The sequence below is a fragment of the Aeromonas sp. R2-3 genome (assembly GCF_040908375.1).
In the GTDB taxonomy this organism is placed as follows: Bacteria; Pseudomonadota; Gammaproteobacteria; order Enterobacterales; family Aeromonadaceae; genus Aeromonas; species Aeromonas veronii.
This window is the reverse complement of sequence record NZ_JBFODP010000008.1, coordinates 55,963-76,064: the sequence shown is the minus strand read 5'-3', so window position 1 is coordinate 76,064 and position 20,102 is coordinate 55,963. Positions and strand designations below refer to the sequence as shown.

Annotated in this window: 18 protein-coding genes and 4 tRNA genes; 10 read left to right on the top strand and 12 right to left on the bottom strand. The window is 58.8% G+C overall.

All coding sequences use genetic code 11. The features are described 5' to 3' along the window. Nucleotides 1-5: 5 nt before the first annotated feature. The 10 genes from AB5Z02_RS03505 to lolB all read right to left on the bottom strand — a co-directional run bounded on the left by AB5Z02_RS03505 (nt 6) and on the right by lolB (nt 7,289). Nucleotides 6-80, bottom strand: a tRNA-Gln gene (locus AB5Z02_RS03505). Nucleotides 81-121: 41 nt separating this feature from the next. Next, nucleotides 122-196, bottom strand: a tRNA-Gln gene (locus AB5Z02_RS03500). Nucleotides 197-204: 8 nt separating this feature from the next. Continuing rightward, a tRNA-Met gene (locus AB5Z02_RS03495) sits at nt 205-281 on the bottom strand. Between the two features lie 234 nt (nt 282-515). After that, complete coding sequence (ychF, locus tag AB5Z02_RS03490; RefSeq protein ID WP_100653192.1) at nt 516-1,607, bottom strand: redox-regulated ATPase YchF; 1,092 nt, start codon at nt 1,605-1,607, stop codon at nt 516-518. Nucleotides 1,608-1,723: 116 nt separating this feature from the next. Next, nucleotides 1,724-2,320 (bottom strand): aminoacyl-tRNA hydrolase, encoded by a 597-nt coding sequence (gene pth, locus AB5Z02_RS03485; RefSeq protein WP_058059203.1) that lies wholly within the window; start codon nt 2,318-2,320, stop codon nt 1,724-1,726. Between the two features lie 218 nt (nt 2,321-2,538). Continuing rightward, nucleotides 2,539-4,527: a bifunctional UDP-sugar hydrolase/5'-nucleotidase gene (locus AB5Z02_RS03480; RefSeq protein WP_368215283.1), complete on the bottom strand. Its 1,989-nt coding sequence runs from the start codon at nt 4,525-4,527 to the stop codon at nt 2,539-2,541. Nucleotides 4,528-4,643: 116 nt separating this feature from the next. Next, nucleotides 4,644-5,591 carry a ribose-phosphate pyrophosphokinase gene (locus AB5Z02_RS03475; RefSeq protein WP_005343846.1) on the bottom strand — a complete coding sequence of 316 codons (948 nt, stop codon included), beginning with the start codon at nt 5,589-5,591 and terminating at the stop codon, nt 4,644-4,646. A 195-nt stretch (nt 5,592-5,786) separates the two neighbouring features. Next, a tRNA-Gln gene (locus AB5Z02_RS03470) sits at nt 5,787-5,861 on the bottom strand. Nucleotide 5,862: 1 nt separating this feature from the next. After that, the gene (gene ispE / locus AB5Z02_RS03465) at nt 5,863-6,711 is read right to left on the bottom strand and encodes a 4-(cytidine 5'-diphospho)-2-C-methyl-D-erythritol kinase (RefSeq protein ID WP_368215282.1); all 849 of its coding nucleotides are present in this window, start codon (nt 6,709-6,711) and stop codon (nt 5,863-5,865) included. Further along, entirely contained in the window at nt 6,711-7,289 is a 579-nt protein-coding gene (lolB, locus tag AB5Z02_RS03460) for a lipoprotein insertase outer membrane protein LolB (RefSeq protein ID WP_005353907.1), read from the bottom strand. Before lolB ends, ispE begins: the two co-directional genes overlap by 1 nt. Nucleotides 7,290-7,415: 126 nt before the next feature. On the opposite strand from lolB, the gene hemA reads away from it, so the two are divergent. From hemA to AB5Z02_RS03425, 7 genes are all read left to right on the top strand, one after another. Then, entirely contained in the window at nt 7,416-8,675 is a 1,260-nt protein-coding gene (gene hemA / locus AB5Z02_RS03455) for a glutamyl-tRNA reductase (RefSeq protein WP_100653196.1), read from the top strand. Nucleotides 8,676-8,726: 51 nt separating this feature from the next. Next, nucleotides 8,727-9,815, top strand: coding sequence for a peptide chain release factor 1 (gene prfA / locus AB5Z02_RS03450; protein WP_005353897.1), 1,089 nt, complete (start codon nt 8,727-8,729; stop codon nt 9,813-9,815). Nucleotides 9,816-9,876: 61 nt separating this feature from the next. Next, nucleotides 9,877-10,728 (top strand): peptide chain release factor N(5)-glutamine methyltransferase, encoded by an 852-nt coding sequence (gene prmC / locus AB5Z02_RS03445; RefSeq protein ID WP_368215279.1) that lies wholly within the window; start codon nt 9,877-9,879, stop codon nt 10,726-10,728. Between the two features lie 56 nt (nt 10,729-10,784). After that, entirely contained in the window at nt 10,785-11,168 is a 384-nt protein-coding gene (locus AB5Z02_RS03440) for a SirB2 family protein (protein WP_005334939.1), read from the top strand. A gap of 12 nt (nt 11,169-11,180) precedes the next feature. Continuing rightward, nucleotides 11,181-11,981, top strand: a complete 801-nt coding sequence (locus AB5Z02_RS03435) for a SirB1 family protein (RefSeq protein WP_005334938.1) — start codon at nt 11,181-11,183, stop codon at nt 11,979-11,981. A 97-nt stretch (nt 11,982-12,078) separates the two neighbouring features. Then, complete coding sequence (kdsA, locus tag AB5Z02_RS03430; RefSeq protein ID WP_108612087.1) at nt 12,079-12,933, top strand: 3-deoxy-8-phosphooctulonate synthase; 855 nt, start codon at nt 12,079-12,081, stop codon at nt 12,931-12,933. Nucleotides 12,934-13,234: 301 nt separating this feature from the next. Then, nucleotides 13,235-14,515, top strand: a complete 1,281-nt coding sequence (locus tag AB5Z02_RS03425; RefSeq protein WP_005353887.1) for a dicarboxylate/amino acid:cation symporter — start codon at nt 13,235-13,237, stop codon at nt 14,513-14,515. Between the two features lie 116 nt (nt 14,516-14,631). Here AB5Z02_RS03425 and grcA read toward each other — a convergent pair whose 3' ends face one another. Then, nucleotides 14,632-15,012, bottom strand: a complete 381-nt coding sequence (gene grcA, locus AB5Z02_RS03420; RefSeq protein ID WP_005334936.1) for an autonomous glycyl radical cofactor GrcA — start codon at nt 15,010-15,012, stop codon at nt 14,632-14,634. A 368-nt stretch (nt 15,013-15,380) separates the two neighbouring features. Between grcA and AB5Z02_RS03415 the strand changes: the two genes are divergently transcribed. The 3 genes from AB5Z02_RS03415 (at nt 15,381) to AB5Z02_RS03405 (ending at nt 17,490) form a co-directional block, all read left to right on the top strand. Continuing rightward, complete coding sequence (locus tag AB5Z02_RS03415) at nt 15,381-16,121, top strand: substrate-binding periplasmic protein (protein WP_368215277.1); 741 nt, start codon at nt 15,381-15,383, stop codon at nt 16,119-16,121. Between the two features lie 69 nt (nt 16,122-16,190). Next, nucleotides 16,191-16,868 carry a uracil-DNA glycosylase gene (gene ung, locus AB5Z02_RS03410; RefSeq protein ID WP_005353881.1) on the top strand — a complete coding sequence of 226 codons (678 nt, stop codon included), beginning with the start codon at nt 16,191-16,193 and terminating at the stop codon, nt 16,866-16,868. A 70-nt stretch (nt 16,869-16,938) separates the two neighbouring features. Continuing rightward, nucleotides 16,939-17,490 carry a hemerythrin domain-containing protein gene (locus AB5Z02_RS03405; protein WP_005362195.1) on the top strand — a complete coding sequence of 184 codons (552 nt, stop codon included), beginning with the start codon at nt 16,939-16,941 and terminating at the stop codon, nt 17,488-17,490. Nucleotides 17,491-17,590: 100 nt separating this feature from the next. Here AB5Z02_RS03405 and ygjK read toward each other — a convergent pair whose 3' ends face one another. After that, nucleotides 17,591-20,071: an alpha-glucosidase gene (gene ygjK, locus AB5Z02_RS03400; protein ID WP_368215275.1), complete on the bottom strand. Its 2,481-nt coding sequence runs from the start codon at nt 20,069-20,071 to the stop codon at nt 17,591-17,593. Nucleotides 20,072-20,102: the final 31 nt, after the last annotated feature.

Sequence of the window (20,102 nt, the reverse complement as noted above, 5' to 3'; positions counted from 1 at the left end):
AAAAATGGCTGGGGTACTAGGATTCGAACCTAGGGATGGCGAGATCAAAACCCGCTGCCTTACCGCTTGGCGATACCCCAACAGTGATGCCTGACAGAAACTATCAAACACCTTTCAAAAATGGCTGGGGTACTAGGATTCGAACCTAGGGATGGCGAGATCAAAACCCGCTGCCTTACCGCTTGGCGATACCCCAACTAGAGATGGTGGCTATGACGGGATTCGAACCTGTGACCCCCGCATTATGAGTGCGATGCTCTAACCAACTGAGCTACATAGCCAACCTTGCTTCCGGTGAGTCGTTACCTCGTCACCGTGCGGGCCGAATTATGCGTATCTGGCTCTGGGGCGTCAACCCTTTTTTTGCCAGAAAAACGCAATTTGAGTGCGTTTGACCAGTTATTGGTCTCTGTTGCGCAAAAGCCCAACAATCTGCTTTTTTTTAAGACATTGCCATTATTGCCCAGGCAATGGCAGATAAAAAACAGGCCAGCAAATGCTGGCCTGTCATGGGATTAGACGTTGAACAGGAAGTTCATGATATCGCCATCTTTGACGATGTAATCTTTCCCTTCAGCGCGCATCTTGCCCGCTTCCTTGGCGCCTTGCTCACCCTTGTAGTTGATAAAGTCTTCAAAGGCGATGGTTTGGGCGCGAATAAAGCCTTTTTCAAAGTCAGTGTGGATCTTGCCAGCCGCTTGCGGGGCCGTGGCGCCGACGGGAATGGTCCAGGCGCGAACCTCTTTCACACCGGCGGTGAAGTAGGTCTGCAGGTTGAGAAGCTGGTAGCCGGAGCGGATAACGCGGTTCAGGCCCGGCTCTTCGATGCCCAGGTCAGCCATAAACTCGGCGCGATCTTCATCGTCCAGTTCGGCGATGTCCGCTTCGATGGCGCAGCAGACCACGACCACGACCGCGTTCTCGGCGGCAGCGATTTCACGCACCTTGTCCAGATAGGGGTTGTTCTCGAAACCATCTTCCGCCACGTTGGCGATATACATGGTGGGTTTCAGGGTCAGGAAGTTGAGGTGGCTCACGGCGGCCAGCTCTTCTTTATCCAGCTTCATGCCGCGGATCATCTGGCCGTTTTCCAGCGCAATCTTGATCTTCTCAAGCACTTCCACTTCCAGCTTGGCATCCTTGTCGCCGCCTTTGGCGCGCTTGGACTGACGGTGAATGGCGCGCTCGCAGGCGTCCAGATCCGACAGGGCCAGCTCGGTGTTGATCACTTCGATATCGTCAGCGGGAGAGACCTTGCCGGCAACGTGAATGATGTTCTCGTCGTCGAAGCAGCGCACAACGTGGCCGATCGCTTCGGTTTCACGGATGTTGGCCAGGAACTGGTTACCCAGACCTTCACCCTTGGAGGCACCGGCAACCAGACCGGCGATGTCCACAAATTCCATGGTGGTCGGCACAACGCGCTGCGGATTGATGATGGCAGCCAGCTGATCGAGGCGCGGGTCCGGCATCGGCACCACACCTGTGTTCGGCTCGATGGTGCAGAACGGGAAGTTGGCGGCTTCGATACCGGCCTTGGTCAGCGCGTTGAACAGGGTGGATTTGCCTACATTGGGCAGGCCCACGATACCGCATTTAAAACCCATGGATTGTTACCTTACTTGATGGATGCTGTTGGGGGTCGCCCGCAGGCGGCCCATGTCATGCTTGTTCTGGCCGTTGCTCATGTACCGGCACAATGCCCGTACAGGGTCAAACCGACCTAACCCTTTTCCGCCTTGAAGCTGTGCAAGCGATTCATGGCCTTGGTCATATCTTGTTTGAACAGGATGTCGGTGGCGCGCAGGGACTCGTCCAGCGCGGCGTCGATCAGGTTCTGTTCACTGCTGGGGGCCTTGGTCAGGACGAAGCCTGCCACCTGCTCTTTGCTGCCGGGATGGCCGATCCCGAGACGCAGCCGGAAGAAGTTATTGTTGTTGCCCATCTTGGCGATGATGTCCTTGAGGCCGTTATGGCCACCGTGACCACCACCCTGCTTGAACTTGGCGATGCCTGGCGGCAGGTCCAGCTCGTCATGGGCAACCAGTATCGCTTCCGGTTCAATCTGATAAAAACGCGCCAGTGCGGCCACCGCCTTGCCAGAGAGGTTCATATAGGTGTTCGGGATGAGCAGCCGCACATCCTGCCCCTCGACCAGGATGCGGGCAGTATGGCCGAAGAACTTGGGTTCTTCACGCAGGCTGACATTGTGCCAGCGGGCCAGTTGCTCCACATACCAGGCGCCCGCGTTGTGGCGGGTCTTGGCATATTCCGGGCCGGGGTTGCCCAGTCCGACGATCAGTTTGATTTCGCTTGTCACGCTTGATGTCTTCACTCGCAGCTGCCGTGGGCACACTACCCAGGGCAATAGGACGCAATATTCTAGCCGCCGAGTGGCGATCACTCAACCAATGCGCATGTTATGGCGGGATTTGCAGCATTATTGCGGCCAATGGGTGGTTAACGGTGGGCAAACGGGCCTCTTGCAAGAGGCCCGTTTCAGTTTACCGATGGATTGTGCCCGGTTGACTACCGTCGTTATTTGGTACGCAGCAGGGTGACGGTCTCTTCATCCAGTGCGGTCAGGGTGGGACGGGCATCGCGCACATACTCCACGAAAGACGCTGCATCGGTGCCGCAATCCACGCCGCTGGCTTTGCAATCGAGGGGCTGGCCCGGGGCATAGACGGCGCCGAGCAGTTCACCGTTTTGTGCCACCTTCAGCACAGGGAAGGCGGTCAGCTTGCCATTGACGCTGGCGATATCGACCCGCTCGCTCTGGTGGCGCTGGGCATTGGCCAGTGCCTGCCAGCCATCGTTACCGTTGGCGCTGTAGGCGTTCATCACCACCCGATAGTGCTGGCTATCCACCAGATCCTGCCACTCGCCGCTTGCGGTCTTGCGCTGCAATTGGGTCAGGGTGCCCGCTTTGCCTGCATCGGTCTCCTGGAAGGTGTAACGCAGGTGGCCGCCATAGGGGAACTTGCCGGCATGGGCGCTGGCGGGCAGGGTGGCGGTGATGGTCTCGGTCAGCAGGGCGCGTACCTCGGCGCCAGTCAGGGTTAGCACCGCGAGCTGGTTCTTGAACGGCAGCAGGGTGAGGGCACTATCACCCTCGCGCCATTCGCCAGCGGGCAGGTCGGCGCGCACGCCGCCCACCGCCACCAGAGCGAAGTCGACCGGGCCGCCGGTCAGGGCTTGCACTGCTGGGGTATTGGCCCAGTAGAACTCCCCTTCGGCAACCAGCGGCGCTACATCTGAGCCATGGCTGTCGCTGCCGTTGTCACCGGGGCGACGGGCATTTTGCAGCTGCTCGGGGATGGTGCCGATCACCGGGCCGTAGGCTTTCTCCAGCGCCGGTTTGTAGTGGCTGTCGATGATGCCGCGCAGGCGCGGATCTTCATCCACGGTGACCAGATTGGGTTGGTTGTCGACAAACTGGCTTGCCTCTTTGCTCCGGGCATCGTCGAGCGCTTGCTTGCGCGCCGCATCGGCGAAGAAGTCGCGGCTGGCCAGCAGGCTATTGTGGCCCTGGCAGTCGGTCACCTGACCCTGGCTGTCAAAGGTTACCTGTGCCAGACCGATGGCCTGGGCGTAGGAGCCTGCCTGCACCACGCAGGTTTTGCCGATGCCATCCGGATTGGTCACCAGCTTGGCGTAATCGCCGGTCTTGCCCCAGCCGATATTGCGAAAATCGCCGAGCAGGCTGTGGGAGTGGCCGCCGACGATGGCATCGAGGCCGTTTACCTTGGCCGCCAGCGCCAGATCCCGCTCGTTGCCGATGTGGGTGAGCGCCACGATCTGATGGATCCCCTTGGCTTGCAGCATGTCGACCGTGGCCTGAGCCGAGGCGACCTCCTTGCCAAAGCGCAGCTTGCCGACGTTGGGGGCGATATTGCCCATGTCTTCCAGTACCAGACCGATGACGGCGACCAGCTGTTTGCCTTGTGGCAGGTTGTCGAGATCGGTGACCGGGCTCTTCTGGTTGCCGTCAAAGGCGTAGACCACGAAGGGCTTGAGGTTGTCAGCCTTGCTGAGGGCCGGATCGGCCTTGGTGTCGAGGTTGGCGGCCAGCACCGGGAAGTTGACCCCCTCGATGAAGCGGGCCAGCTTCTGGTTATCCAGATCGAACTCGTGGTTGCCCAGCGCCATGGCATCGAGGCCGAACTGGCTCAGCAACTCGGCGTTGGCCATCCCCTCGTTGAGTTTGAAGTAGCCACTGCCCTGCCAGGCATCGCCGCCGTGCAGCAGCAGCAAGGGTTGGTTCTTGGCCAGCGCCTCGGCCTGATAGGCTTTCGCCATGGTCAGCAGGCGCGGATAACCGCCAAAGCGGGTATAGAGGGTGTCCGTCTCCCCCTGCTGGGCAAAGATCTGCCCTTTGATCTCGGCATTGACCGGATCAAACTGGGAGTGGGTGTCGTTCATGTGAGCCAGGGTCAGCACGAAGGGCGGGTTCTCTTTGGCGGGCTGACAGGCGAACAGGGCGGAGGTGAGGGTAGCGAGCAGGAGGGGACGCAAGCAATTCATGGGTAAATCCTTAAGCCTGCCGGGGGCAGGGTCGTACCAGATAGCAGAAAGTTGGAAAGAGAAGGTCCAGAAAGACGAAAACCGCCTGATGGCGGTTTTCGTTATTGCTGAATCTATCAATGCTCAAACATGGCAGAGATGGACTCTTCGTTGCTGATGCGACGAATGGCTTCGGCCAGTACAGTTGACAGAGTCAGCTGCTTGACCTTGCCGACCGCTTTCATCTCCGCAGTGAGCGGGATGGAGTCGGTGATGATCAGTTCATCGATCACGGAGTTCTTGATGTTCTCGACGGCGGAACCGGAGAAGACCGGGTGGGTAGCGTAGGCGAATACACGCTTGGCACCGCGCTCTTTCAGGGCCTCTGCGGCTTTGCACAGGGTGCCGCCGGTGTCGATCATGTCATCAACGATGATGCAGTCGCGGCCGGCAACGTCACCGATCAGGTGCATGACCTGGGAGACGTTCGGGCGGGGACGGCGCTTGTCGATGATGGCGATGTCGGTGTCATCCAGCAGCTTGGCGATGGCGCGGGCACGCACGACGCCACCGATGTCCGGGGAGACAACGACAGGAGACTCGAGGTTCTTGGACTTCATGTCTTCCAGCAGCACCGGGCTACCGAACACGTTGTCTACCGGAACATCGAAGAAACCTTGAATTTGCTCGGCATGCAGGTCAACGGTCAGCACGCGATCCACACCGACGCTGGAGAGGAAGTCAGCGACAACCTTGGCGGTGATGGGTACACGGGCGGAGCGGACGCGACGGTCCTGACGGGCATAACCAAAGTAGGGGATAACGGCAGTGATACGGCCAGCTGAAGCACGACGCAGAGCATCCACCATGACGATCAATTCCATCAAATTGTCGTTGGTCGGGGCACAGGTGGATTGAATGATGAAGATATCGCCACCACGTACATTCTCATTGATCTGTACGCTGATCTCGCCGTCGCTAAAGCGACCTACGGCAGCATTGCCGAGTTTGATAAACAGGCGATCTGCGATCTTCTGGGCTAGTTCCGGCGTTGCGTTACCAGCAAACAGCTTCATGTCAGGCACGGTTTGAAACCTCGGGGTTGCATCCAGTATGTGGGGGAGTCTGAAATCAGACCCTATCGTTTTGGGGCAAACGATTTATCAAGATAACGTACAAGGTGTCTGCTGCCCAATGAATGTGATGATACCGGTAACCCGAATCCGTGGCCGAGTGCAAAACCGGCCACGTTAATCATCATCAATACCGTTCGGTAAAATTGGCTGGGGTACTAGGATTCGAACCTAGGAATGGCGAGATCAAAACCCGCTGCCTTACCGCTTGGCGATACCCCAATCATTTGAACTGTTGCAATGTGGAGAAGAGAGGTGATATGTTCTCGCCCTTGGCGACAAACCCATCAAGTCCCTTCGGCACGCAGGCCAACACTTCCCGAGCAGTCACTTCGTCTTCAAATTGAGCAAAGACGCAGGCTCCTGTGCCCGTCATTCTTGACGGCGCGTATTCTAGCAACCAGCCGAGCGCATTGGCAACCTCGGGGTGGCGCTTTTTCACCAGTGATTCGCAATCGTTTTTCCACTCGCCTTCCAGCAGGTTGTCCAGCGCCATTTTAGGCGTGGCTCTCGGCAGCTCCGGATCCTGGAATACGGCCGCGGTCGCTACATGGCAATCGGGCTTGAGCACCAGATACCAGGCATCGGGCAGTTCGACCGGTTGCAGCCGCTCGCCCACTCCTTCGGCAAAGGCCGCCCGGCCACGGACAAAGACCGGCACATCGGCCCCCAGCTGGACGCCAAGCGCTGCCAGTTCATCTTCACTCAAACCCGCTTGCCAGAGGTGGTTAAGCGCCACCAGCGTGGTTGCTGCATCGGACGAACCGCCGCCAATACCGCCCCCCATGGGCAGCACTTTCTCCAGCCGGATATGGGCACCTTGCGGGCTCGGCAGGGTTGCTTGCAGCAGGTGTGCCGCCCGAATAATCAGATTCTGCTCATCCGGCACCCCGGGAATAGCCGGCGTCAGGGTGAGTGTGTCGCTATTTGGTATCACCTCAAACTCGAGCCAGTCGCTGTGGTTGAGGAAGATAAACAGGGTCTGCAGCTCGTGATAGCCATCGGGACGACGGCCATTGACGTGTAAAAACAGGTTGAGTTTGGCCGGTGCCGGCCAGCGTGTGGAAGCCATTAACGTGCAAGAGTCCATTGGTTGATCTGAAGCTTGAGGCGGCTGTTCTGGCCGGTCATGGTCAGCTGGTGTGGCAGGCGGTAGCCATCCTGATCCCGATAATCGCCATAGACGATCTGCCACTGGCCGTCGCGCACGCTGGCCAGACTGCTGTCGGGGTTGAGTTCAAATTCCGCCTGACCCGGCAGCCCCTTGATCCACTCTGGCAATCCCGCAACCGGAATATTCCAGCCGGTCAGTTGATAGATGAGTGCTTCGGCATCCTGGCTCTGGTGGCGATTGCCGTCGCTGTCGAGCAGGGTGATCTCCCCCTTGCTGCGGGAGAGTTCCAGAATGCTGGTGCCGATCAGGCTGGTGAGGTTGAGGCGATAATCCTCCCCATCCTGCTGCCAGTTGAGACGGGCGCTGCCCTTTTGCTGTGGCGTGATGATGGCCATCTTGCCGGATAGCTGCCAGTGGGTCAGCTGCTCGAGGCGGGTCCGCTCCTGGTTCCAGTTCACCTGGTCACGCTGGGGCTGGGTGGTGGCACAACCGGCCAGCAACAGCAGGCAGGTGAGGGTAAAAATACGTAGCAGCAAGAGACGGCTCCAGAGAGAGGAATTTGCCACAGTATACGGGGCGGCCGTATTGCTTTTAAAGACTTACCCTTTCTCGTACAATTGGCAGCCTTTGCACCCAGCGTATGAAATGATCGTCGCCCACTCATGAGTTTGCTTGCCCTCGGAATCAACCACAACACCGCCAGTGTCGCCTTGCGGGAACGGGTCGCCTTTGGCCCGGACTGCATCGATCGCGCCTTGCGTGAGCTGGTGAGCCAACCCGGTGTCAGCGAGGCGGTGATCGTCTCCACCTGCAACCGGACCGAACTCTATTGCAATCTGGAGGAGGAGCGGCAGGAGCAAGTGCTGCGCTGGCTGCAGCAGTTCCACGGGCTGGACGCGGCCGAACTGGTCACTGCCATCTATCAGCATCACGATGAAGAGGCGGTGCGCCACCTGATGCGGGTGGCGTGCGGGCTCGACTCGCTGGTGCTGGGGGAGCCGCAGATCCTGGGGCAGATCAAGCAATCCTACGCCCATGCCCAGCAGGCGGAGTCGTTGAAGGGGGCGCTGGAGCGGCTGTTCCAGAAATCCTTCTCGGTGGCCAAACGGGTGCGTACCGATACCGAGATTGGCGCCAGTGCCGTGTCGGTGGCCTTTGCCGCCGTCAGCCTGGGTCGGCGGATCTTCTCCGATCTCTCCCAGACCAAGGTACTGTTGGTCGGTGCCGGCGAAACTATCGAGTTGGTGGCCCGCCATCTGCGCGAACAGAACGTGACCCAGATGATGGTGGCCAACCGGACTCTGCAGCGCGCCCAGACACTGGCAGCCGAATTCGGCGCCCAGGTGATGACGCTCGAAGAGATCCCCGACTATCTGCACGAGGCGGATATTGTCATCAGCTCGACCGCCAGCCCACTGCCCATCATCGGCAAGGGGATGGTGGAGCGCGCGCTGAAGGCCCGCCGCTTCAAACCCATGTTTCTGGTGGATATTGCCGTGCCGCGCGACATCGAAGCCGAAGTCGATGAGCTCTCTGATGCCTATCTCTACACGGTGGATGATTTGCAGGGGATCATCGAGCAGAACCTCGAAACCCGTAAACGGGCTGCCGCACAGGCGGAAGTGATCGTGCAGGAAGAGCGCGACGAGTTCATGGGCTGGTATCGCGGCCAGAGCTCGGTCGATCTCATTCGCGATTACCGCCATCAGTCACAGCAAGTGGCTGATGAAGAGTTGCAACGGGCCCTGCTGGCATTGGCGCAGGGTGAGAGTGCCGAACAGGCGCTCAAGGCGATGGCCCATCGCCTCACCAACAAATTGATCCACGCGCCGACCCAGGCGTTGCGCCAGGCTGCCTCCCAGGGGGATCAGAGCGAGCTCTCCCGCTTGCGGCAGGCGCTGGGGTTGTCACAAGAGCCATAATTTTCGGGCAACCTGCCGGTTGTCCCGTCCTCCATTGAGAATGCAAGAGTTATGAATCCGTCACTGATCAGAAAGCTGGAAGGCCTCATCGAGCGCCACGAAGAAGTACAGGCCATGCTCGGCGAGCCGGATGTGGTCTCGGATCAGGATCGCTACCGCGCCCTGACCCGCGAATATGCCCAGCTGGAAGATATCGTTCACGCCTTCCAGCGTTACCGTCAGGCTCAGGATGATCTGGAGACCACCCAGATGATGCTGGAGGAGGACGATGCCGACCTGCGCGAGATGGCGCAGGAGGAGCTGCCGCTGGCCAAGGCCAATCTGGAGGCGCTGGAGCAGGAGCTGCAACTGATGTTGCTGCCCAAGGATCCCAAGGATGACAATAACTGCTATCTGGAGATCCGCGCCGGTGCCGGTGGCGACGAGGCGGCCATCTTTGCCGGTGACCTGTTCCGCATGTATTCACGGTTTGCCGAGCGTCAGGGCTGGCGCGTCTCCATCGTCAGCTGCAATGACGGTGAATATGGTGGCTATAAGGAGGTGATCGCCAAGATCGACGGCGAGCGCGTCTATGGCCGTCTCAAGTTTGAATCCGGTGGTCACCGGGTGCAGCGGGTGCCGGAGACCGAATCTCAGGGCCGGGTGCACACCTCCGCCTGTACCGTCGCCGTGCTGCCGGAAGTGCCGGAAGCCGAGCAGATCGAGATCAACCCTTCCGACTTGAAGATCGATACCTTCCGCGCCTCCGGTGCCGGTGGTCAGCACGTCAACAAGACCGACTCGGCCATCCGCATCACCCACCTGCCGACCGGTCTGGTGGTGGAGTGTCAGGACGAGCGCTCCCAGCACAAGAACCGCGCCAAGGCGATGTCGGTGCTCTCCGCCCGCCTGCAAGCGGCCGAGGATGAGCGCCACCGCGCCGCCGAGCAGAGCACCCGCCGCAATCTGGTGGGCTCCGGTGATCGCTCCGAGCGCATTCGTACCTACAACTACCCGCAGGGCCGCCTCTCCGAGCATCGCATCAACCTGACCCTCTATCGCCTCTCCGAAATTTTGGAAGGGGATCTGGACTGCGTCATCACCCCGCTGGTGCAGGAGTATCAGGCCGATCAGCTCGCCTCGCTGGCCGAGAACAACTGATGCAAATGGTGATTCGGCAAGCTCGCATTAAGTGTCGTGCCCATAAGGTGGAGTGGCACTGATGCAGATCCAGCAGGCCCGCGCCCATATCATGACCATGCTGGCTGGGGGAGAATCCCCCCGCGCCGACGCCGATGTACTGCTCTGTCATCTGCTCGATTGCCGTCGCAGCTATCTGATGACCTGGCCCGAGCGTGAGCTGGATGCCGCCCAGCAGGCCACCCTGCAGACGTGGCTGGCTCGTCGTCTCAACGGCGAACCTATCGCCCATCTCGTTGGCGAGCGGGAGTTCTGGTCGCTGCCGCTGAAAGTGAGCCCGGCGACCCTGATCCCGCGCCCCGATACCGAGGTGCTGGTCGAGCAGGCGCTGACCAAAATCCCGCAAGGTCCTTGCGCCGTGCTGGATCTCGGCACCGGCACCGGCGCCATCGCGCTGGCGCTCAAGTCCGAGCGGCCCGAGGTCGATGTGTGGGCGGTGGATCGGATGGCCGATGCCGCGGCGCTGGCCCGCGAGAACAGCGCCGCGCTGGGATTGCCCATCGAGGTGCGCGACGGCAGCTGGTTCAAGCCCCTTGGCGAGCCGGATCGCGACAATACGCCACGTTTTGCGGTGATTGTCTCCAATCCCCCCTATATTGATGGCGCCGATCCCCATCTCGAGCAGGGTGACGTGCGCTTTGAACCCCGCTCGGCGCTGGTTGCCGATGACGCCGGGCTGGCCGATATCCGCCACATCGTGGTCCATGCTCCCGCTTATCTGCTGACCGATGGCTGGTTGCTGCTGGAGCATGGCTGGGATCAGGGGGAGGCGGTGCGTCAGTTGCTGCGTGATGGCGGCTACCGTGAGGTAGCCACGGTGCGTGATTACGGGGATAACGACAGGGTGACGCTGGGCCTCTGCCCGCTGCGCTGACGGTTCCTCACTGTTACACGGCGGGTTGCCTGTGCGCCCCCATGCAAGGATTGAATATGGTTTTTGTGCTCAAACACCTGCACCTCACCCTGATTGCCGGGGCCGTGCTGATGTTTATGCTCCGCTTCTACTGGGTACAGACCGCTACTGGCCGAGCCTATAGCGCGCCGGTGATGAAGGTCAGCGGCTGGCTCAACGGTCTAGTGGTGCTCTCCGGCGTATTGCTCTGCATGGTGCTGGATCTCAACCCGCTCAATAACGGAACGCCCTGGCTCAGCGAGAAGCTGATGGCCATTCTGGTGCTGGTATTTCTGGCGGCGATGGCGCTGCGGCTGGCCAAAAGCAATCTGGTGCGCTGGTGCTCCTTTCTGGGGGCGCTCGGCTGGATCTACTTTATTGCCAAGTTGGCAGTGCTCAAACAGACGAGTGTGTTCGGCTAAGGCATGAAGAGAATGTTACACATAGACGAATGGACCGATTTCGAAGCCCACGACATCACCGAGCTGGCGTTGTCAGTCAGTGACGAAATTTATGGCTCGGTCGAGGAGGGGATGCGCGAGTTGAACCTGCTGGACGAGTGGCTGGATGAGCAGATCGAAGAGGGCACCTGCGACGAGGTGCGCCAGCAGTTGCTGCAGGGCTTCTACCACAGCCTCGGTTTTCATGGCGACTGGCAGGATTATTTCTCTGCCAACAACTGCGATCTCAATCAGGTGCTGGTTCAGCGCAAAGGGATCCCGGTCAGCCTCGGTATTCTCATCATCCAGCTTGGGCGCAAGCTCGGGCTCGATGTAGAGGGGATCTGCTTTCCCGGCCACTTCCTGGTGAGCTTTGCCGGTGGCGAGGGGGAGGTCTATGTCGACCCTTTTACCGGCGACGAGCTGAGTCTGGCCCGCATCGAGCTGCTGCTGCGCGGTGCGTTGGGGGACTTGGCGACCTTGACCCCCGACTACCTGCAGCCCTCCGGCCAGTGGGAGATCATCGAACGGCTGCTCAACGTCAGCAAGGGGGCCCTGCTGCGGGAAGATCGCATGCCCGAGGCGCTGCGTTGCAGCGAGCTGTTGCTGCGGATGAAGCCCGGCGATCCGCTGGAGACGCGGGATCGCGGCTTTATCTACGAGCAGCTCGATTGCCCGCGTCAGGCCGCCGACGATTTTGAATATTTTATTGAACAATGCCCGGACGATCCCGTCGCCGATGTGCTGAAAGTGCAGCTGGCCGCGCTGGATCTGAGCCCCAAGCCCCTCCATTAAGGGCGGCTTGACACTGAAACAGACGAATATCAAGGCCGCTGCGTCCGGTCGCAACGGATTAACTAGGCTTCAGGCCCTTTTATTAAGGATGTCTTAGATGGAACAGAAGAATATCAAGATCAACCAGATCGACGTTGCCAACGACAAACCGTTCGTGCTGTTTGGCGGCATGAACGTGCTGGAATCCCGCGATATGGCGATGGCGGTGTGCGAGAAGTACGTGGAAGTGACCAGCAAGCTGGGCATCCCGTTTGTGTTCAAGGCGAGCTGGGACAAGGCCAACCGCTCCTCCATCCACTCCTACCGCGGTCCGGGTCTTGAAGAGGGGATGAAGATTTTCCAGGAGCTGAAAGCGACCTTCGGCATGCCGGTCATCTCCGATCTGCACGAACCCCATCAGGCCAAGCCGGTCGCCGAGGTGGTGGACGTTATCCAGCTGCCCGCTTTCCTGGCGCGCCAGACTGATCTGGTGGAAGCCATGGCCCGCACCGGCAACGTTATCAACATCAAGAAGCCGCAGTTCCTCAGCCCAAGCCAGATGAAGAACATCACCGACAAGTTCGAGGAGTGTGGCAACGACCAGCTGATCCTGTGCGAGCGCGGTGCCAACTTCGGCTACGACAACCTGGTGGTGGACATGCTGGGTCTGGGCGTGATGAAGAAGAGCACCGGTGGCTATCCGGTGATCTTTGACGTGACCCACTCCCTGCAGTGCCGTGATCCGCTGGGGGCGGCCTCCGGTGGTCGTCGCGAGCAGGTGACCGAGCTGGCGCGTGCCGGCATGGCGGTCGGTCTGGCCGGTCTCTTTATCGAGTCCCACCCGGATCCGAAAGTTGCCCGCTGCGATGGCCCGAGTGCCCTGCCGCTGGAGAAGCTGGAAGGCTTCCTCAAACAGATGAAGGCCATCGATGACCTGATCAAGGGCTTCGAACCCCTCGATACCTCGGCCTGATCCCGACGCTGTCATGCCTGATGAAAATGCCCCGCAATGCGGGGTATTTTTATATCTGCCATATTTAGTTGAAGACTCAAATTAATCTACGAGCAAACAATTATCGGTTGCTGTGGTGTTAATGGTGTTAATTTTGTTGTGTGATTAATGTCTCTTAATTGTTTTTTATTACATGTAAAGTGGTCACCGTAGTAATGCAGAAACAGCATGGATCGGGTGAGGTACGCAGATATCTCGTCCGGCTATCTGCATGTTTATTGCTGCCATAACAATGTGCAATTAAATTAACAGGACGTTAATAATGCGAAAGAAACTATTTAGCAGCCTCTATTTTCAGGTATTGCTCGCGATTACCCTCGGGGTATTTCTGGGGCATGTCTATCCGGAACTGGGCGCCGATATGAAGCCCCTCGGTGATGGCTTCGTCAAATTGATCAAGATGATCATCGCCCCCGTTATTTTCTGTACCGTGGTTACCGGCATTGCCGGGATGGAAAGTATGAAGGCGGTCGGCAAGACCGGCGCCATTGCTCTGCTCTACTTCGAGGTGGTCAGCACCATCGCCTTGATCATCGGGCTGTGCGTGGTCAACCTGCTGCAACCGGGTGCCGGTATGAACGTCGATCCGGCTGCGCTGGATGCCAGCGCCATCTCCGCCTATGCGGAGCAGGCCAAGTCCCAGGGCATTATCGCCTTTTTGCTGGATATTATTCCGGGCAGTGTGATCGGTGCCTTTGCCAGCGGTAATATCTTGCAGGTGTTACTGTTTGCGGTGCTGTTCGGCTTCTCCCTGCATCATATCGGTGAAAAGGGACAGGTTATTTTCGGCGTCATCGACAGTTTCTCCAAAGTCATATTTGGCATTATCAATATGATAATGAGACTGGCGCCGGTCGGTGCATTCGGGGCAATGGCATTTACCATCGGCAAATATGGAGTAGGTTCACTGGTACAGCTGGGCCAGCTTATTGCCTGCTTCTATCTCACCTGCCTCTTCTTTATCTTCATTGTGCTGGGCAGCATCGCTAAAGCCTCAGGTTTTAGCATCCTGCGTTTCATCTCCTATATTCGTGAGGAGTTGCTGATCGTGCTGGGGACCTCCTCTTCCGAGTCGGTACTGCCGCGGATGCTGGACAAGATGGAGAAGCTGGGTTGCCAGAAATCGGTGGTGGGGCTGGTCATTCCGACCGGGTACTCCTTTAACCTGGATGGCACCTCCATCTATCTGACCATGGCGGCGATTTTTATCGCCCAGGCTACCAATACGCCGCTGGATCTGTTCCAACAGATCACCCTGCTGGTGGTACTGCTGATCTCCTCGAAAGGGGCGGCAGGGGTGACTGGTAGTGGCTTTATCGTGCTGGCGGCAACTATTTCGGCGGTGGGCCATCTGCCACTGGCTGGTTTGGCGCTGATCCTGGGGATCGACCGCTTTATGTCCGAAGCGCGGGCGTTGACCAACCTGATCGGTAACGGGGTTGCCACCGTGGTGGTCGCCAAATACTGCAAGCAGCTGGACGAGAAGAAAATGGATGCAGTGCTCGGCGGCAAGGTCGGGCAACTGGAAGCGGACAGGGCGTAAGCGCTGTTTCCCCCGCACGACCGCGTTGGCTGGTGCGGGGGCAATAAAAAAACGGCCGATTGGCCGTTTTTTTGTGCCGATACAGCGAGTATCAGCTCTTCACTGCAGGGCGCTGATTACAGGCTCTGGGTGAAAGTACGGGTAACCACGTCACGCTGCTGTTCTGGGGTCAGGGCGTTGAAACGCACTGCGTAGCCAGATACACGGATGGTCAGCTGCGGGTACTTCTCCGGGTTTTCGATAGCATCTTCCAGAGTTTCGCGACGCAGCACGTTGACGTTCAGGTGCTGGCCACCTTCAACAGCAGGCTCAGCCTGAACCGGCAGTTCGCGGTATTCGAACTGACCCAGGTCAGCCAGTTGCACTTCTTGATCGGCAGCGAAAGCATCGCCTTTGACGCAGATGCAGCGAGCTTGTTGCTTCTCTTCGTCCAGCAGCCAGAAAGAGTTCAGCAGAGCGGTGTTGGCGGCCTGGGTGATTTGAATGCCTTTGATCATGGTATGACTCCTCAATGGGAACGCGAATCCAACTGTAAGGAAATTACCCTGATGTATTTAAGCTACCGTCGATGGCGATGACTTAAAGGGCCCTTGCCTTACACCTTTTCTTTGATGGGGTCATATATACCATGGTGGTAATATTACCAAAATTGATCCAGATCAAGAAAATCCGACAAAGCGCCATTTCAATGGGATTAATTTCTTGAGTTGAATCAAAAATAGGTCATTTTTCTGATTTTGTAAGATATCCAAATTATGCATCTTTTGTCTCGTTAATCTAGTAATTTAACTACATCTTTTCGGCTTTTTCTGAGGTTAATTGAGGGGTTGGCTACACTCAGCAAAAAAAGCGAGGAGAGTGCCGGGTGAATAATGGGTGGCGAAAGTGGGCATGGCTGGCCCTGTTCTGTTGCTGGGCAAGCAGTGTTGCGGTGCGGGCCGAGACGGTGCGTATTGCCGTGGGCGAGTGGCCGCCCTATATCAGTGAGGCGTTGCCCAATCAGGGCTTTCTCTGTGAGGTGGTGCGCCAGGCCTTTGCCGAAGAGGGGCTCGATGTCAGCTTTCACTTCTATTCCTGGGCCGAGGCTTACCGACTGACTCTGGAGGGACGCTATGTGGTCACCATGCCCTGGTTTCGCTCCCGCGAGCGGGAGCAGCTTTTCTATCTCTCCGCCTCGCTCGGCCATTTCACCACTCGCCTGATGACGCTGACCGGTACGCCCGTGGTCAATCTGGGTGAGCTGAAACACGAGCCGGTCGGGGTGACCCGTGGCTATTTCTATGGCGATGGTTTTGCCGCTCGCCAAGCCGGGCTCACCCTCGAGTGGTCAGATTCCGATGAGGAGAGCATGGGCAAGCTGCTTGACGGGCGGATCCACTATCTGGTGATGGATGAGCAGGTGGCACAGACTCTGTTCCAGCAGGCGCTCGTTCGTCATCCCCAATCGCTGTCACTGACCGGTGCCGCCGACCCCATCTGGTCGCAACCGGGATACCTGCTGATGCGCAAGGCCGATCCAGAGGCGCGCCGTCTGATGCTGCTGTTCAATACCGGCCTGCGCAAGCTGGAGCGCTCGGGGCGCCTCGCCAGGCTCTGGAAAGCGTGAGCCACGGTTGCGTCTTGCGGGCTGGCCCCCTATCCTGAGCCCTTCGCCGTATCAAGTGAGGAGGCCGGGGTGCTGACCTGGAGTGATGTGATTGGCTCTGAGAAAGAGCAGGACTATTTCAAGAGTACGCTGGCAACTGTCAGAGCCGAGCGGGAAGCGGGCAAGGTGATCTACCCGCCAGCTACCGATGTGTTCAATGCCTTCAAGCTGACCGAGCTGGATCAGGTCAAGGTGGTTATCCTGGGGCAGGATCCCTACCACGGCCCCAATCAGGCGCACGGTCTCTGTTTCTCCGTTCTGCCCGGCGTGCGTACGCCCCCCTCACTGGTCAACATCTATAAAGAGATGCAGCGTGACCTGCCAGGTTTCGTCACACCCAATCACGGCTTTCTCGAATCCTGGGCCAAACAGGGTGTCTTGCTGCTCAACACTGTGCTGACGGTGCAGGCCGGTCAGGCCCATTCCCACGCCCATCTGGGATGGGAGACCTTTACCGATCGGGTCATCGAGCAGATCAATGCCAGTTGTCAGGGGGTGGTGTTCCTGCTGTGGGGGGCCCACGCCCAGAAGAAGGGACGTTTCATCGACCGCCAGCGCCACTATGTGCTGACCGCGCCGCACCCGAGCCCCCTCTCTGCCCACCGCGGTTTCATCGGTTGCGGTCACTTTAGCGAGACCAATCGCTTGCTGGAACAACAGGGCAAGAGTCCGATAGAGTGGAAATCTGTCTGCATCCCACTTGATTGAGTGCAAAGTTCGGGCGACAAATGACCGTATACTCAGGGACATAAGATTAATTCAGAGCCAAGGAGTGCCCATGTTATCCAGTCTGCACAAGGATCATCTCAACATCGCCCGACTTTTGGAGCTGCTCAAGCACAAGCTGGCAGCCATTCGTGCCGAAGAGCCCATCAGCTATTTTCTGGTGCGCGATGTCATCGACTACCTGCGGGAGGTCTCTGACAAGTACCACCATCCCAAGGAAGACCTCATCTATGACTACTACCTGAAATATCGGGTGGTGGAGGGTGAGGTCGCCAACCGCCTGCAGGAGGAGCACGTCAAGCTGCTGGAGGCCGGGGCCGATCTCAAGGAGATGGTGGAGATGATCCTGATGGATGCTGTGATCCCCCTCGATCAGTTCACCACCAAGCTGGAGCGCTTCGTGGAGCTGCAAGAGGCACACATGAACTATGAAGAGGGGGTGATCTTCCCCCATCTGCGTGACTCCCTGACCGAGGATGACTGGCGTCATCTGGAGCAAAACTGGCAGAACCGCGCCATTGGCGACCCCCTGTTCGGGGCCGAGGTGAGCCAGCACTTCCAGGCACTGGCTAAACGCCTCTCTTTGCCGCTCACTAACGGCTAAGACGAGCCCGTACCCGCAGCGTGGCAGGTATTGTGTGAGTGCAACTTGAGTGAAAACAGAAAGGCCTCCATCCGGAGGCCTTTTGCATGGTGGAGCAAGCTTACGCCTGTGGTTTCAGGAAGCTGCGATAGAGCATATAGAGGTGGGCCGAGCTCCAACTGAAGTTGCTGGCCCCCTGCATGGCGCCGGTCTCCGGATTGTAGTTTTCGCGGATGGGGCCGCTGCCCGCCAAGCCCTCTGCGTTGTTGAACAGCTTGTTGACCAGAGCCTCGGCATCGCTGCGATAGCCGTAGTTCTCCAGCCCCTTCACCCCGAAGTAGAACTGATCGAGCCATACCCGGCCGCGCCAGTAAATATTGGGGTCGTAGGCCGGGTTGGTCAGCGCGGCTGTGCCCAGCGGAATCTTTGTGTTGAACTCCTGGGCGTTGAGCATCACCTCGCGCACCCGCGCCGCTTTCTCCTTGTCGGCGACTTCTGCCCAGAGCGGGCTCCACCCTTCCGGGCCACGGCCGCGGGCGGTCAGCAATTTGCCGACGCAGCCGTTGCCGTCAGCAACATCCCCCTGAGCAATCTGACGATCGTAATAGAAGCCTGACGCCTCATCGAACATGCAGCTGTTGATGTAACCAGCCAGCTGGGTCGCGCCATCGCGGTAGCGGCTCGCGTCGTCCGGCTTGCCAAGCAGGTCGGCCATGTCTGCCAGAATGCGTTTCTCTTTGGCGAGGAAGGCGTTGAGCTCCACCGACTCCTGATCGATGGAGAAACCGATCAAATCGCCATTGTCCTGATGGTTTTCAAAGAAGGCAACGTTCCAGTCCTGACGTGCCTTGGCCAAATCTCCGCCATAAGTCTTGTCGGCATAGCGTTGCAGCTGGCCCGGTTCGATAAAGCCGAAGCGGGCGGCGTTGTCCATGCCGGACTCCCAACCGGCGCCGTGCTGGGCACCGATATCCATGTCGCTGTAACCGCCCACGTTCAACACCTGTTGATAGAGCGGCATTCCGGCGCAGGCATACCAGCCATCCCCCTCACTGGTACAGCTTGAGAGATCCAGCCCGGCGGGAATACCGTTGGAGTACTGCACCTTGAAGGTGATATTGCCGTACTCGTCATTGTGCTCCACATGCTTGGTGGCGCCATATTCGATGATGCCGTTGCGGTTGTTGTCCCGCGCGCGGTACCACCAGTCGTGGTAGGCCTGCAGCTTGGGATACATCTCGGCGATAAAGGCCTTGTCCTTGGTGGCGCTGTAGATTTCCCAGATAGCCCAGGCGGAGAGGGGCGGCTTGGTGTCGCGCTCGTTCCAGTTGCCGCCATCGCCACCGCGATCCGCCAGCTTGTTGTAGAAGACGGCGTCGATCACCATGCCCGCATCTTGCGGTCGCACCGGGTCATCCGGCTGCACCTGATAGTCATACATGGCGCGCACGTTGTTCTTGGCCACCTCAGGGTTGAAGTGCGCCATGGCATAGGCGTGCTTCCAGCTGTCCCAAGCCCAGACGCCGTCGAACCAGCGGGCGGTATTGGAGGGGGTTACCCCGTCGTGGAGGATGGCGCCAGCCGGGGAGCGCCAGTTGCCATTGAGGGTCTCCATCGCCTTGACGGCGATGCGGCGCTCCGACTCGGGGATACCCTGATTGGAGAGACCCTTGGCAAGGTAGTCCTCCCAGCGGCGGATGGAGTCGGCAAAATAGCTGGCCGGGTTGGCCAGCAGGGCTTGACGGCTCTGCTGATAGCGGCTGGCGTCATCTGCGGAGTGGAGATAGCTCTGCAGGGTGTAGATATCCTCGCTCCCCTTGGCGGCCAGGGTAATGCTGGCGTCGCTTTGGTAGCCCAGTGTCTTCTGGTCGAGGGTGGTGCGACTTGGCAGGGTGCGGTCGATTCGATAGCGGGCGCTGCCGCTCTGCATGATGTTCCAGGTGCTGCGCAGTTTACCGAACTGGAATTCGATTCCTTTGTCGCTCTCGCTGATGGTGCGTGTCCAGCCTGGATATTTGCTGGCAATCGTATCCTTGGCATCCCATTGATTGAGCAACTCGCCCTGCCAGTTGAGGTTGAGGGTGAGCGGTGCATCGGTCTGGTTGATGAGTCGGGTGCGGATAAGAGCGGTACGGGCATCGCCATAACGCAGCTCCAGCTCCAGCGTAAAGGGCTCGAACTCGAAGCGTTGCACCAGTGCACCGGGAATGGCGTACACCTCCTGCTTGCGGGCGCTGGTGAGCGGGAACGGGCGCCCGCTCGCATCGCTGAGGGTAAGCTTGTCCAGCTCGCTGGCAAAGAAGAGGCTGTACTCCTCGGAGATGACCATGGGGCCGGTAAAGCCCCCCCACTCCTTGTCGCTGGCAGGCAGCAGGAAACCGTGCCATGCCCCCAGATCGAGCAGTGGGTTGTATTTGAGGTTGGAGTAGCTGTCAAAGTCGCGGAATTGGGTCGGAGTTCCCCGACGGTCGATCACGTCCTTGTACTGGATGGCCTGCTCCGGTTTGGCGACTGTGCTGCTCTCTGTCTGGTTATCGTTGCAGGCGGTCAGTCCGAACAGGGCGGTGCCTAGGGCTATCGAGAGTAAAGTTTTACGAAACATTTCTCGCTCCAATTCCGTTTATGTAGGTTAA